15 protein-coding genes are annotated in these 14964 nt (G+C 39.8%); 12 read left to right on the plus strand and 3 right to left on the minus strand.

The window, feature by feature from the left end; genetic code table 11:
• Positions 1-27 precede the first annotated feature (27 nt).
• On the minus strand, positions 28-2502 hold the full coding sequence (locus PSM_RS01515; protein ID WP_013463904.1) for a penicillin-binding protein 1A: 2475 nt from the start codon (positions 2500-2502) through the stop codon (positions 28-30).
• Positions 2503-2633: 131 nt separating this feature from the next.
• On the opposite strand from PSM_RS01515, the gene PSM_RS01520 reads away from it, so the two are divergent.
• The 9 genes from PSM_RS01520 to PSM_RS01560 all read left to right on the plus strand — a co-directional run bounded on the left by PSM_RS01520 (position 2634) and on the right by PSM_RS01560 (position 11767).
• The gene (locus PSM_RS01520) at positions 2634-3713 is read left to right on the plus strand and encodes a pilus assembly protein PilM (protein ID WP_013463905.1); all 1080 of its coding nucleotides are present in this window, start codon (positions 2634-2636) and stop codon (positions 3711-3713) included.
• Positions 3701-4273, plus strand: a complete 573-nt coding sequence (locus PSM_RS01525; RefSeq protein ID WP_008115031.1) for a PilN domain-containing protein — start codon at positions 3701-3703, stop codon at positions 4271-4273. The genes PSM_RS01520 and PSM_RS01525 overlap by 13 nt, the downstream gene beginning before the upstream one ends.
• Entirely contained in the window at positions 4263-4865 is a 603-nt protein-coding gene (locus PSM_RS01530; RefSeq protein WP_008115035.1) for a type 4a pilus biogenesis protein PilO, read from the plus strand. Before PSM_RS01525 ends, PSM_RS01530 begins: the two co-directional genes overlap by 11 nt.
• Entirely contained in the window at positions 4865-5401 is a 537-nt protein-coding gene (locus tag PSM_RS01535) for a pilus assembly protein PilP (RefSeq protein WP_008115036.1), read from the plus strand. The genes PSM_RS01530 and PSM_RS01535 overlap by 1 nt, the downstream gene beginning before the upstream one ends.
• A complete protein-coding gene (locus PSM_RS01540; RefSeq protein ID WP_013463907.1) occupies positions 5388-7478 on the plus strand; it encodes a type IV pilus secretin PilQ in 2091 nt (696 codons plus the stop codon). Before PSM_RS01535 ends, PSM_RS01540 begins: the two co-directional genes overlap by 14 nt.
• 448 nt (positions 7479-7926) lie before the next feature.
• Positions 7927-8445 carry a shikimate kinase AroK gene (gene aroK, locus PSM_RS01545; RefSeq protein WP_008466255.1) on the plus strand — a complete coding sequence of 173 codons (519 nt, stop codon included), beginning with the start codon at positions 7927-7929 and terminating at the stop codon, positions 8443-8445.
• Positions 8446-8474: 29 nt separating this feature from the next.
• On the plus strand, positions 8475-9545 hold the full coding sequence (gene aroB, locus PSM_RS01550; protein ID WP_008115047.1) for a 3-dehydroquinate synthase: 1071 nt from the start codon (positions 8475-8477) through the stop codon (positions 9543-9545).
• Complete coding sequence (locus PSM_RS01555; RefSeq protein WP_013463908.1) at positions 9546-10862, plus strand: SPOR domain-containing protein; 1317 nt, start codon at positions 9546-9548, stop codon at positions 10860-10862.
• A gap of 53 nt (positions 10863-10915) precedes the next feature.
• Positions 10916-11767, plus strand: a complete 852-nt coding sequence (locus PSM_RS01560) for a Dam family site-specific DNA-(adenine-N6)-methyltransferase (protein ID WP_008115051.1) — start codon at positions 10916-10918, stop codon at positions 11765-11767.
• Here the strand turns inward: PSM_RS01560 and PSM_RS01565 are convergent.
• Together PSM_RS01565 and PSM_RS01570 are read right to left on the minus strand one after the other, a co-directional pair.
• Complete coding sequence (locus PSM_RS01565; protein ID WP_013463909.1) at positions 11730-11915, minus strand: DUF2970 domain-containing protein; 186 nt, start codon at positions 11913-11915, stop codon at positions 11730-11732. The genes PSM_RS01560 and PSM_RS01565 overlap by 38 nt on opposite strands.
• A gap of 4 nt (positions 11916-11919) precedes the next feature.
• Positions 11920-12219 carry a hypothetical protein gene (locus tag PSM_RS01570; RefSeq protein ID WP_008115055.1) on the minus strand — a complete coding sequence of 100 codons (300 nt, stop codon included), beginning with the start codon at positions 12217-12219 and terminating at the stop codon, positions 11920-11922.
• A gap of 297 nt (positions 12220-12516) precedes the next feature.
• Between PSM_RS01570 and rpe the strand changes: the two genes are divergently transcribed.
• Genes rpe through trpS form a run of 3 tightly spaced genes read left to right on the plus strand, consistent with a single transcriptional unit; the run spans position 12517 to position 14903 of the window.
• Positions 12517-13200, plus strand: a complete 684-nt coding sequence (gene rpe, locus PSM_RS01575; protein WP_013463910.1) for a ribulose-phosphate 3-epimerase — start codon at positions 12517-12519, stop codon at positions 13198-13200.
• The gene (locus PSM_RS01580) at positions 13200-13865 is read left to right on the plus strand and encodes a phosphoglycolate phosphatase (RefSeq protein WP_008115059.1); all 666 of its coding nucleotides are present in this window, start codon (positions 13200-13202) and stop codon (positions 13863-13865) included. The genes rpe and PSM_RS01580 overlap by 1 nt, the downstream gene beginning before the upstream one ends.
• Positions 13866-13898: 33 nt before the next feature.
• Positions 13899-14903: a tryptophan--tRNA ligase gene (gene trpS / locus PSM_RS01585; protein ID WP_008115060.1), complete on the plus strand. Its 1005-nt coding sequence runs from the start codon at positions 13899-13901 to the stop codon at positions 14901-14903.
• The last annotated feature ends 61 nt before the right edge of the window (positions 14904-14964 follow it).

Here is a 14964-nt window from a genome sequence, read left to right on the forward strand (position 1 = left end):
TTGCGGCCTTTTTACTGTTCGCTATATTTAAAATAGTTCTTCTTCAGTTTTAGTGTTTTCTTCAAATATATCATTTGGTTGTGATAACACATACTTGGTAGGAGCGGTGCCTTTTTCAAAGTATTCAAAACGGCTGGTGTAATCGTTTTTATGACTTAATAATCCGGTTTCTAAATCAATACGAATAGAAACTAAGCCTTCAGGTGGTTCGATGGGCGCAGCAGGTTTACCATCCAGTGCGGCGCGCATAAAATCAACCCATGCAGGCTGAGCTGTTTTTGCGCCTGACTCAGCACCTGATATTTGACCACTTCCTAAGTTGTTATTGTAGGTTGAGCGTCCCAGTGTATTACCTGGGTTATCAAAGCCAACCCAAACTGATGTCATCACATCGCGGTTAAAGCCACTAAACCAAGTATCTACAGAATCATTTGTCGTGCCTGTTTTACCAGAAAGATCGCGACGTTTTAGCGCTTGTGCACGCCAGCCTGTTCCACTCCAACCGGTTTTATGTGACCAGCTACCGCCACCCCAAATAGCACTATTCATTGCGCTGGCAATTAAAAATGCATTTTGTTTAGAGATGATCTGCGGCGCACAATTTGGTGCTACTTGCTCACCTAGCATTAGCGAGCTAGGTGTTGTCGTTTCATCATCACAAATAATGGTGGGATTGGTTTTAAATAACGTATTACCCATTGCATCTTGGATTTGTGAAATAAAGTACGGCTCAATTAGGTGACCGCCATTAGCAAAAGCACTCATCCCACGAGCTAATTCAAGCGGCGTAATGGATGCACTGCCTAATGCCAGTGACTCACTACGATTTATATCTTTATCGTCAAAACCAAATTTTAATAAATGATCGGCTGTTCTTTGCAGTCCAACGCCCCTTAATAAGCGTACGGAAATTACATTCTTAGATTGGGCTAAAGCACGACGAATGCGAATTGGACCATTATAAATAGCTGGGCTGTTTTTTGGTCGCCATGCAACGCCTTGGCTCTTATCCCATTGATTTATAGGAGCATCATTTAAAATTGACGCTAGTGTGTAGCCTTTTTCAAGCGCAGCTGAATATATAAACGGCTTAATATTTGAGCCTACTTGGCGTTTAGCTTGTACAGCTCGGTTATATTGGCTTTGTTCAAAACTATATCCACCAACAATGGCTTTTATGCGCCCGTCTTGTGGGTCTAAAGAAACAATGGCGCTCGCCGCTTCAGGTATTTGACTTAAAATATAGCTGTTGTCATCATTTTTGCGCAGCCATATTTGCATGCCTGGCGTTAGTATATCGCTTGCTGTTTCAGGCGCAAAGCTTTGGCGATAGCGTGTAATAAACTTACGTGCCCATTTTAGGTTATCCCAAGTAAGGGTTGTGCGCTCGCCGCTTTTAAGTATAACTTCCGCGCTTTTGTCGGATACATTTAAAACTGCAGCGGCTTTTAGAGGGCCTAGTTCATTGGCCTCTTTTAAAGTGTTTAATAACTCAGAATCAGAAGGTGTGGGCTCTGTTTGTGGATCCCATAAAATGGCTTCAGGGCCTCTAAAACCATGGCGCATATCGTAGGCATGCAGGTTATTAACTAGAGCTGTTTGTGCTGCTTTTTGAACATCTGATTCAACAGAAGTGTACACTTTAAACCCTGAGTTATAGGCTTTATCTATACCGTAGCGTGACACCATTTCTGCTCGTACCATTTCTGAAATGTACGGCGCGTATAAGTCAATTTCAGCTCCATGAAAATACGCGGTAATTGGTTGGTTAGTGGCTTCGTTATACTGCGCTCTTGAAATATACTTCTCTTCAAGCATTCTTCCTAACACCACATTTCTTCTTGCTTTAGCACGTTCTGGATTACGAATAGGATTAAGTGCCGAAGGGGCTTTTGGTAAACCAGCAATCATTGCCATTTGCGCAAGAGTTAACTCTTTTAGTTCTTTACCATAATAAACTTGCGCCGCAGCACCAATACCAAAGGCACGATTTCCTAATTCTATTTTATTCAGGTAAAGCTCAAATATTTCATCTTTTGAGAGGAGGTTTTCGATATGAATGGCAATAAATATTTCTTTTACTTTACGAATGTAGGCTTTTTCTCGTGTTAAAAAGAAGTTACGAGCTAATTGCATGGTAATAGTACTGGCACCTTGCTTTTTCTCACCAGTAGAAATAAGTACTAGCGCTGAGCGCACAATACCAATTGGATCAATACCGATATGATCGTAAAAGCGGTTATCTTCAGTTGCCAAAAAAGCCTGCAATAAAGGCTGGGGAATTTGGTCTATAGTTACAGGGATCCGTCTTTTTTCACCAAATTGGTTGATTAAAAGCCCATCTTTAGTAAATACTTGCATAGGCGTTTGTAATTGCACGTTTTTTAAAACTTGCACGCTGGGAATATCGGATTTAACGTAGTAATAAAGGCTGAGCAATGTAATTAGTGCAAGTAATGCACAAATGATCAAAAATTGTAAAGTTCTTTTTAATAAAATCACTGATATTTCCCTAAACGGACTCCCAATTACAGGTTGAGACTGCTAGTATATATTGATTAAAAATTGAATAATATTTTTTAAGATATAAATTATAACTTGTTTATTATTAAAACAAAGGCAAAGTTGCAAACATGCTAAGTCAACTAATAAAAAAACCATCACCAATGATGGTAGGTATTGATATTGGATCGCACTCTATCAAGGCCGTACTTTTAAGTGAAACGGAAACTGGGCTTCGACTAGAAGCACTTGCAATTGAACCTATGCCAAAAGGCGCTATGAGCGAGCGTAATATTCAAGATATTGAAGCAATTGGTAATGTGATAATCAAGTTAAAACGAAAGCTACCAAAGTCGCTAAAATTCGCGTCTGTTGCCGTCTCTGGGCAAACCGTGATTACCAAAGTTATTTTCATGGATGTTTCCTTAAGCGACGCTGAATTAGAGTCGCAGATTGAAATTGAAGCCGACAGCTTAATTCCTTACCCACTAGATGAAGTGAGTCTTGATTTTGAAAAGCTCTCTACAAATAGTGCTGACCCGAGCAAAATAAATGTACTGCTCTCTGCCGCTAGAACCGAAAGCGTTGAAGCCAGAGTCGGTGCGTTAAGTGCTGCGAATTTAACCGCAAAAGTAGTGGACGTTGAAAGCTATGCGCTAAGTCGCGCTATGGATGTTTACTACCAACAGTTACCATCAGATGCATATGACAAAACGGTTGCAGTGGTTGATATTGGTGCTGTACTCACCTTGGTGAGTGTAGTGCAATCTGGTGAGACAATTTATACCCGTGACCAAGTATTTGGTGGCGACCAATACACAAATAGTATCGTTGCTTACTACAACAAAGGCTTTGATGAAGCTGAAATTGGCAAAACAACCGGTGATTTACCTCCAAACTATACATTTGAAGTGTTAGCACCTTTTCAAACATCGTTACTCCAGCAGGTTCGTCGTGCTGTTCAAATGTTTTTAACCACCACAGGTAAAGAACAATTGGACTATATTGTATTGACGGGCGGCTCAGCGATGATTAAAGGCATTGATAGATTGCTGATTGAAGAATTAGGAATACACACAGTTGTTGTTGAACCATTTGATAAGATGGAAATATCCCCTAGAGTTGATCGTAATATAATACAGCGCCACCGCACTCAATTTGCAATTGCGACTGGCCTGGCGTTGAGGAGCTTTTCATCATGCCACATATAAATTTATTACCTTGGCGTGAGCTACAGCGTGAGCAGTCTAAAAAGAAATTTATAACACTTCTTATGGCTGTGGTTATCGTCTGTTTTGCTGGTATGTATATGCTGAGTGTGTTTTATGGTGCTCTAAAAGAAGGGCAAACGTTAAAAAATAATTATCTTAGTTCAGAAATTACAACGCTCGACAATAAAATTCGCGACATACGTGATCTAGACAAGAAAAAAGAAAACTTACAACAACGTATGCGTTTAATTGAAGAGTTACAAAGTAGCCGTAATTTAGGCACCCAAATAATGGATGAAGTGGCAAAAATAGTGCCTGCAGGGGTTTATTTAACCAAGCTGGAGCGCAAAGGTAATCAAATTCATGTGTTAGGCAAAAGTGAGTCTAATAATCGTTTATCTACTATGCTCAGACAGGTACAAAGCTCTTACTTATTAGAGCGCCCGACTATGCAAGGTATTGTTGCCGGCGATCAATCTTCACGTTTACTCAGCGATTTTAATATGGAGTTTTACGTAAAACCATTTGGCAAAATAGGTGAGGTACGTAATGAACCTTGATTTTAAATCGTTTACAGAAATCGATTGGAATGAAATCGAGCTCGATAACATCGGTGAGTGGCCCGTTATTGTAAAAGCAATATGCGGAACTTTTGTAGCTTGTTTGGTGTTGTTTTTTAGCTACAGCTTATTAGTGTCGGATGAAATAGACAGCTACCACAATGCCGTTGCTAAGGAAATTGAGTTACGCACAACCTACCGAACTAAATATGCAGTTGCCAGTAAGCTTGATATTTATCGTGAGCAAATGGTTGAGATGGAAGATAAATTCTCTCAATTATTAAAACGCCTACCTACTTCAAATGAGACGCCAGGATTATTGGACGACCTTTCTTATGTGGGTACAACCAGCGGGTTAACATTTTTAAAAATTGGTTGGTTGCCAGAAGTTGAAAAAGAGTTTTATACCGAGTTGCCAATTAAAATTGAAGTGGTAGGTACTTATCATGAGTTTGGCGAATTTGTAGGGAAAGTGGCTCAACTACCAAGAATTGTCAGTTTACATGACTTTTCTATTTTATCATCTGGCGAAAAGCAGCTAACATTCAGTGTAGTAGCAAAAACTTACCGTTATGAAGAGGGGGTGAGATGATGAAGCAGCTTCTCTTTTTAACCACTGCGATGTTTTTGCTCAGTGGCTGTAACGAGGATACATCGGAGCAAAAAGAATTTATTGATCAGGTTAAGGCAAATACCACGGCACGTATTGAAAAAATACCTGAGCTAGTTAAGTTTGAGCACTTTGAGTATAACGCCAAAGACTTACGTAGCCCTTTTGTAGCGCCAGAACCAGAAATTATTCAAAACAAGCTAACACAAGTTAAAAACTGTCTTCACCCAGATCCAGAGCGTGTTCGTCAGCCACTGGAGAAGTACCCATTAGATAATTTAGCAATGAGGGGCACAATAGGATCGAACGGCAAAACATGGGCGCTCATTACAGCTGCTGATGACACCTTGCACCGAGTAACAATAGGAAGCTATTTAGGCACCTATGACGGAAAAGTAAGCAGTGTTAATAGTGACTATATTGAATTAGTAGAATTAATCCCTGATGGGTCAGGTTGTTGGAAAGAACGTTTGACCAAATTAGAAATGTTAGAGGCGGCAACCAATGGCGCAAATTAATAAGAAAAAAGGTATACCCTATATGCACAAAGGTGAGTGTTCGCATCATCGTATTTTATCTGCTTTATTGTTTGTTTTTTTACTACTAATGACAAAAGCCGTCAGTGCAGCCCCTTTACTCTATGACGTTCGATATAATCCATTGCTTAAAGGTGAAACCGAATTACAGCTAGTTTTTGATGAAGAGTTGCAGCAGCAACCAGCAGTACAAGTTTTTAATAGCCCTGCAAGAATAGAGCTACTATTCGATGGGGTAGAATTAGATGAAGGGTTGACGAATATCGCTATCAACCAAGCTGGTATCAGTAACATCACGAGTATGATGACCAGTGCGGGTTTAAAAGTGACCATTAACTTGGACCGATTAAAAATTTATGAGACTGAAGTAAACAATAATTTAGTTTCTATTAGAATTTCTGATAACCCACTCACAGAGCAAATTTTAACAACCAGCGAAGATAAGCCTGCTTACACGTCTAATTATATTAACGGTATTCAAGCAATTGACTTTCGACGTGGAGAAAAAGGTGAGGCGAAAGTACTTGTTTATCTACAAGATACTCAGGCAGCTGTAGAGGTTCATGAAAGCGGTGGAAAAATCATTGCCGAGTTTCATCATACCGATATTTTAGATGATTTATTGTATGAATTAGATGTACTCGATTTTGGCACTGTGGTGAGCAGTATTGAAACGTTTAAAGAAGATAACCTTACACGTTTAGTGATTGAACCAAACACTGCTTTTGCCTATACCTATCAGCAAATTGAGAATATTTTTACCTTAACGGTTGAGAAAGATGAAACGCAAAATGCCTACTTAGATGGTGGTAAAGAGTACTTGGGTCGTCCTATGACGCTTAATTTTCAAGATATCTCTGTTCGTGCTGTATTACAGATTATTGCCGGTTACAATGATTTTAACTTGGTAACAAGCGACTCAGTGACAGGCAATATTACTCTTCGCCTTGATGGGGTTCCGTGGGATCAGGCGTTAGATGTCGTGCTTAGAATAAAAGGCTTAGACAAACGCATGGACGGTTCTATTTTAATGGTTGCACCATCTGAAGAGCTGGCTGCCCGTGAAGCAAAAGAGTTAAAAGCTAAACAGCAAGTTGAGGATTTAGAGCCACTTTACAGTGAATACATCCGCTTAAATTATGCAAAAGCAGAAGATTTTGCCGACTTATTAAAAACAGATACCAACAGTATTATTACAGCCAGAGGGAGCGTGTCTGTTGATCAACGTACTAATACGTTATTAATGAAAGACACTGCAAAAAGTATTGAAAGTGTTCGTCGTATGGTCGAAACTTTAGATATACCGGTTAAACAAGTGGTTATTGAAGCGCGTATGGTAACCGTACGTGACAACGTAACTGAAGACTTGGGGGTTCGTTGGGGGTTTAGTGATCAGCAAGGCTCAGACGGTGTTTCTGGCACATTAGAAGGAGCTGAAACGATTTCTAATGGTAATATTCCTAGCCTTTCTGATCGACTTAACGTTAATTTACCTGTGGCGAATCCATCGGCAAGTATAGGTATGCACATTGCTAAATTGGCTAACGGAACATTAATTGATTTAGAATTAACCGCCCTTGAAGAAGAAAACAAAGGTGAAATCATTGCAAGCCCACGCATTACTGCTGCTAATCAGCAAAAAGCGCGTATTGAACAAGGTACTGAGATCCCGTATGTGGAGTCAGCTTCAAGTGGTGCAACAACCGTAAGTTTTAAAAAGGCGGTACTAAGCCTAGAGGTGACACCTCATATCACACCCGATAACAAAGTTATTTTAAATTTAATCATTACTCAAGATACCCGAGGGGATACGGTTCAAACAGGTACAGGCCCAGCGGTTGCCATCGATACGCAACAAATTGAGACTCAAGTACTCGTTGAGAATGGACAAACGGTAGTGTTGGGTGGTATTTTCCAACAGCAAATTATTAATTCGACCAAAAAAGTACCTTTATTGGGCGACCTTCCTTACGTAGGAAGACTATTTAAAAGCACAAGCGAGTTCAATGAAAAGCGCGAACTGCTGATTTTTGTCACACCTAAAATCCAAATAGACTAAATATTTAAGCTTATCTAGGTTGAATACCAGCCTAGATAGTATGGGTATGTAATTTAGTTATCGTGGTGTGAACACTCCCTATAAATGTACAATAAGACAGTATATAATTTTGATCATGTACTGTACTGCGGATGTATTTAAGGCTGCGTTTATGTTGTGTGTAATTCAGGCTCTTGTAAAGTTACCATGCAAAAGCTTTCATGAAGCAACAATGTAGTAACCTTAATTGCATAAATTTTAACCCTAGAAGATAAACTTGCCTATAATAAGGTGCTTTTTTGTTAACCAGTGGGTAATTATTTAGTTTAATTGCTCGTTATATGGCTTTTTATCCTAATTGACTTGAAATACCCGACCGATTACTGAGATAATCCCTTTCTTAATTTTGGGGCCAGGTCGTTAGGCGGGGTTTTATTTCAAATTTTAGAGTTCGTTTGTACTAAAAGATATGGCTGAGAAACGTAATATATTTCTAGTTGGCCCCATGGGGGCTGGCAAAAGCACGATTGGTCGTCACATCGCTGACCAATTACACCTTGAATTTGTTGATTCTGATCAAGAAATCGAACGTCGCACGGGCGCAGATATTGCCTGGGTATTCGATCTTGAAGGTGAAGAAGGCTTTAGACTTCGTGAAGAATCTGTTATTGGTGACTTAACCGAAATGCAAGGTATTGTACTTGCAACCGGTGGTGGCTCAGTAATGAGTAAAGAAGTTCGAAACAAGCTTTCGGCTCGCGGTATTGTTGTATACTTAGAGACACCGATTGAAAAGCAAGTTGCACGTACGCAACGCGACAAGCGTCGCCCATTACTGCAAACAGAAGAAGCACCTCGTGATGTACTTGAGCGCTTAGCAGAAGAGCGTGAACCATTATATAAAGAAGTAGCTGATTTTGTTGTACGCACTGATGAGCAGAGCGCGAAAGTTGTTGCTAACCAAATCATCGAGAAATTGGATTTTTAAAAGCCAGTATTAAAAAGGACTAACCCAGCATGCTTGAATTAACTGTTAATTTAGACGAGCGAAGTTATCCTATTTATATTGGCCAATCTGCACTTCAAGATACAGGCCGTCTAATCCATCACATTGGTGATTGTCGGCCTATCATCATTACTAATGAAACGATTGCACCGCTGTACCTTCAACAGTTGCTTGATTCATTAGCACAGCTAAACCCACTGCATTTTATTATTCCAGATGGTGAGCAATATAAATCACTCACTTGGTTTGAAAAAATTTCGGCATTCCTACTTGAGAATAATTGCGGCCGTGACACCTGCTTAATTGCATTAGGTGGTGGCGTTGTAGGTGATTTAACTGGATTTGTTGCTGCTTGTTATCAGCGTGGCGTCCCTTTTATCCAAATACCAACCACTTTATTATCTCAAGTTGATTCTTCAGTTGGCGGCAAAACAGCGGTTAATCACCCGCTAGGTAAAAATATGATTGGGGCTTTTTATCAACCCCAAGCTGTATTTATTGACACACGTTCGTTGCATACCTTACCAACACGCGAGTTTGCTGCAGGCATGGCTGAAGTTATTAAGTATGGCTTGATTTACGATACTGAACTGTTTGCTTATCTAGAGCATAACATCGCTAAATTACAACAATTAGACGAGACGTGTTTACAGCACATCATCTTCAGATGCTGTGAAATTAAAGCGCTCATTGTTGCACAAGATGAAAAAGAGCAGGGTCTTCGTGCGTTGTTAAATTTAGGGCACACGTTTGCGCATGCTATTGAAGCACAAATGGGTTACGGTGTTTGGTTACATGGAGAAGCAGTCGCAACAGGTATGGTGCTTGCTGCAAAGCTTGCTTATACTCGCCAAGATTTAACACGAGAAGATGTAGAGCGTATTGCTGCATTAATAGCGCAATATAGCTTACCAATCGAGATACCTAGCGATATGACCAGTGAGCACTTTTTACTGCATATGCGAAAAGATAAAAAGAATAAAAAAGGGACTATCCGATTCATTTTACCCACCGAATTTGGTCAATGTGCATTAGTTGATGATGTGTCTGATGATCAAGTCAGAGCATTGATCGAGCAATAAATGCAGTCACAAATTTTACCGAGCCGTGCGGCTTTGGTGGATAGAATCGCATTGCAATTTGAATATGGTCAAAACCTAATTGTTTTGTTGGGCACTTCTGGTTTAGGTAAAAGCTATTTGCTTGAAACCTTCATCACTGATAAATATAACGATTTTAATAAAGTGTTTGTGCAAGTTGGCGCTCAAATGACTGATGTGCAATTGATGACTCAATTATTAGAGCAAAGCTTTAATGCCCCTTTAATTGATCACAACCTGAGCTTATCACAAAACTATTATCAATTAGCGAAGCAACAACAATGCGGCGCGTGTTTATGGGTTATCGATGGCGGCAGGCACCTATCTGAAGAACTAATTGCAGAGCTCGAGCTGTTATCAAAAAGTGCGCCCAATGTGCTTTACATTATGATTGCATCGCAATCTAAATTGCCGTTTAAAGAGGTAGTTAATATTCATTTAGAGCCATTAAACTTGGTTGAAAGTAAGCAGCTAATGGGATGGTACTTCACGGCGCTACCTTATGATGAAGACCCTGTATTTAAAACCTTTTTAGTTGAAGCCCAAGGTAACCCAAGTCTTTTATTAGCCTGGCAGCCTAGCGAACAAGTTGCTGATATTATCGTAAAAGACAAAGTATCTTGGCGCTTACAGTTGCTCACACTATTACTCATAATTATGTTATTGATTATTGGCGTCGTATACAAAGCTGATATGACCCAATGGTGGAAAAATGCTAATAGTCAAAGCGATGAGCAAGTCCTCACAACCGCTATTACAACCGAGCAAGCTATTCAAAATAAACAACAACCGGTTAAATCATCAACCCTGTTTACTTCGCCACAGCCTATAACTAAAGAGCCAACTACAGATGAGAGTGCCCACAATGACGTGCCAGCAATTGTAGGAAGTTTAACGGAGCCATCGACTTTAACTGAACAAGAAAAGCCAGCACCGCCGCCGGTTGAAGAAGCCATTAGCGTACCTGAGGTGGTAAAGCAGCAAAGCCAAATAGTAAAAATACCCAGTAACTGGTACCTAGAACAACCTGAAGATAATTTTGTTATTCAGCTATTAGCCGTAACTCAGCAGCAGGTAGGCAATGAGTTTATTGCTGAACATAAGCTAGAAAGTATTACCAATACATATCAAACTAAGCGAAATGGTAAAATATGGTGGGTGGTAACAACAGGCAGTTTTGCTAACTTAAATGAGGCAAAACAAGCACTGCAAGCACTCCCCGCTGGAGTAAGAAAAAATAAACCTTTCTATAAAAAAATTAGCAAAATAAAACAAGAAATTGCACGAGTTGATCAGTAAACTCAGTGACTTTAGTGTAAAATCGCGCAACACCGAATTGAAGTAAAGAGCCAATGCAGCAAAAGAGTAGAGCCTTCCTTAAATGGGCTGGCGGAAAATACAGCCTCGTTGAAGATATTAACGCGCGACTAAATCAAGCAAGTAAACATGCAGATACCTTGGTTGAACCTTTTGTTGGTGCGGGCTCAGTGTTTTTAAATAGTAATTTTAAACACTACGTACTTAACGATATAAATGCTGATTTAATCAATTTATATAAAGAGCTTAAACGTTCGCCGGATGAGTTTATTAGCGATGCAAAAAAACTATTTGTTGATTTAAATAACCATCCAGATGCGTATTACGATTATCGTGTGCAGTTTAACCAAAGCAGCGATGTGTATGAGCGAGCTATTTTATTTTTATATATGAACCGCCATGGTTATAACGGATTATGTCGCTATAACTTAAAGGGCATTTTTAATGTGCCTTTTGGTAAATATAAAAAGCCTTATTTTCCTGAAAAAGAAATGTACTTTTTTGCCAACAAAGCACAAAAAGCAACATTTACCTGCTTAGGCTACGATGATGTATTTAAACTGGTCCCTAAAAATGCGGTGATATACTGCGATCCGCCCTATGTGCCATTAAGTAAAACCGCATCGTTTACCTCTTACGCTAAAGGCGGATTTAACTTAGATGATCAGGCTAATTTAGCTAACTTGGCTGAGCAAGCGGCATTTGAGAATAACACGCCAGTCCTTATTTCAAACCACGATACCGTGTGGACACGCAAAATTTACAGTCAAGCATCACTGGATAAAATTCAGGTTAAACGTACGATTAGTCCAAAGGGCGGTTCACGAAATAAAGTGGATGAGCTAATGGCTATGTATTTAGCACCGAAGTCACGGTTGCATAAATAGCCAGTACAAATAATACAAACAGTACTACGGCAATAGCTATTAGCGTAATTGGAGAGTGGTGCTTAAAGTCTGTTTTGCGCTTATCTTCAGATTGAACACCAAAAAATGCAGCCAGTACGCTTTGTAACGCGCTAAAAAAGTGCTGCATTTAATTAAAATAATGGCTTGATTGAAGAGGGCTTGTGTTTGTCATCAGTACCCGTTAACAACTCTAGCAAGTCTAAGTAATGAAACTGAGCGCTACGGCTATCACCTGTTAACCAAGAGGCCCAAGACGAATCCTCTTCAATTTGAATGCAACGGGTTGCGCTATTATTAATAGCGTTGGTTTGCTCTTTATGAAGACAAATGTTGGCTGAGCCTAAATCTTGCTCAGTATTTGAGCAAAGCGATGTTGCTCCAATAATAACACTTACCGACGTGATTAATAATCCAATTTTAAAAGCACGCATAATATAAACCTAATAATTTAGTTCTTTGCCCAGCATAACAAAAACTGCTTAAATAATACACTTTATTTTTGTTATTGTTTATTTGTATTGTGTTTTAAATACTGAGTGGCCCCCGCTTAAAAACTGATTCTTTTTTTAATTATGAAGCCTACATCCTCAGCAGGTTATTCTTTTTCATGAATAGCCACAATAAGGCTTTAACATTACTTATTTGACGCTATTTTTAAAGGTGCTACTTGGGTAACTTCGCTAATTAAGTTACATTAACGGCATAAATTATTCATTAACGGATTAGCGATGCTCAACTGTAAACAAAAATACTTAATAGCGCCCTCAATATTATCTGCAGACTTTGCACGATTAGGCGAAGATGTCGACAAAGTGTTAGCCGCAGGTGCTGATGTTGTTCATTTTGATGTAATGGATAACCATTATGTACCTAACTTAACGATTGGCCCAATGGTATGTAAAGCACTTCGCGACTACGGGATTAAAGCCCCGATTGATGTGCATTTAATGGTAAAACCGGTAGATAGTTTAATCCCACAATTTGCCGAGGCGGGTGCATCAATTATTACCTTCCATCCAGAGGCGAGCGAGCATATTGACCGTACTTTGCAATTGATAAAAGATGAAGGTTGCCAAGCAGGCTTAGTGTTCAACCCTGCAACGAGTTTAAGTTACCTCGATCACGTAATGGATAAAGTAGATGTGATCTTATTAATGTCAGTAAATCCTGGGTTTGGTGGGCAAAGTTTTATTCCACAAACACTCGAGAAACTGCGAGAGGCAAAACAACGCATTGTTGAATCTGGACGTGATATTCGTTTAGAAGTAGATGGTGGTATTAAAGTAGATAACATAGCCGCGGCGGCTGAAGCGGGTGCCGATATGTTTGTTGCAGGCTCAGCTATTTTTAATCAGGCTGATTATAAAACAGTGATTGATGAGATGCGTCAGCAATTAGAAAGTGTTAAATAATGAAATATGATGCAGCGTTTTTTGACTTAGACGGCACCCTAGTTGATAGCGTGTACGACTTGTATATGGCTTTAAATTTAACACTTAGCGATTTAGCGTTTCCAATTGTCAGTCAGCGATTAGTTGAAAGTTGGGTAGGTAATGGCATTGAGGTGTTAGTGAAACGAGCCCTTTGCGGCGATATGCAAATTAGTGAGCATCTCGATGAGGCTTTAAGCGAACGAGCTATCAATCTGTTTTATCAACATTACAGTGAGCAGGTCGGTGAATACAGTGTGTTATATCAGCATGTTGAAACTGGTCTTGCTGCTCTCAGTGGTATGCCTAAAGCACTTATTACTAATAAAGCACGCCGCTTTACTGAAATGCTTTTAGATAAGCTCGCTATTCGCAGTCATTTTGAAGTGATTGTTTGCGGTGACGACATGGCAAAAAAACCGTCACCTGAGCCGCTATTATTTGCTTGCGATGCATTAAATATAACGCCTGATAAAGCGATTATGATTGGTGATTCAAAGAGTGACATACTCGCAGCGCAAGCCGCAAACATTGACGTGATAGCGCTTACTTATGGGTATCATCAGGGAGAGCAGTTAGCGGATTATAATCCGCAGTACCTATGCGATAACTTCTTAGCTATAATACCGACACTAACACAGCGTTAAGCATTTTTAATTAAGTAAAAATAAAGGAAAATCATGAGTAAACCAGTAGTATTAAGTGGCATGCAGCCAACCGGTGGTATGACAATAGGCAACTATGTTGGCGCTATTAACCAGTGGGTTAAGCTACAGGAAGAATATGATAGCTACTTTATGCTTGCAGACTTGCATGCAATTACCGTACGCCAAGACCCTGAATTATTGCGTGCTCGTGTACTCGATGGCGTTGCGTTATATACGGCATGCGGTATTAACCCAGAAAAAGCGGCGTTATTTGTACAATCTCAGGTACCTGAGCATGCGCAACTTGGCTGGGTATTAAACTGTTATGCGCAAATGGGTGAGCTTAATCGCATGACCCAGTTTAAAGATAAGTCGGCAACGCATGCTAATAATATTAATGTGGGGTTATTTGCTTATCCGGCTTTGCAAGCGGCTGATATTTTACTGTACCAAGCAGACAAAGTACCTGTAGGTGAAGATCAAAAACAGCACCTTGAACTAACGCGTGATATTGCAACTCGCTTTAATAATGTTTACGGCGATATTTTTACGCTGCCAGAACCGTATATTCCAGAATTTGGTGCGCGAGTCATGAGCCTGCAAGATCCACTGAAGAAAATGTCTAAGTCAGATGAAAATCCAAATGGCTTTATTATGATGTTAGACGAGCCGAAAAAGATTGAGAAAAAGCTTAAAAAAGCAGTTACCGATTCTGACGAGCAAGCGCGTATTTACTTTGATCGCAAAGAAAAGCCAGGTGTATCTAATTTACTTACGCTACTAAGTGTGGCAACTAAGCGCTCAATTGAAGAGTTAGTCCCTGAATACGAAGACAAAATGTATGGCCATTTGAAAAAAGACACCGCAGCAGCTGTTGTCAGCATGATTGAGCCAATTCAAACACGTTTTAAAGAAATTCGTGAAGATCAAACACTTCTTAATGACATCATGAGAACAGGGGCTGAAAAAGCAAGCGCGCGTGCAGAAACTACATTAAAAGCAGTTTATGATGCGGTTGGGTTTATTCCACGCCCATAAGCGCGTTTATTTGCAGATACAAAAATGCCGCTAATTTAGCGGCATTTTTTATATCACGCTG

Origin of the sequence: Pseudoalteromonas sp. SM9913 (genome assembly GCF_000184065.1) — a bacterium.
In the GTDB taxonomy this organism is placed as follows: domain Bacteria; phylum Pseudomonadota; class Gammaproteobacteria; order Enterobacterales; family Alteromonadaceae; genus Pseudoalteromonas; species Pseudoalteromonas tetraodonis.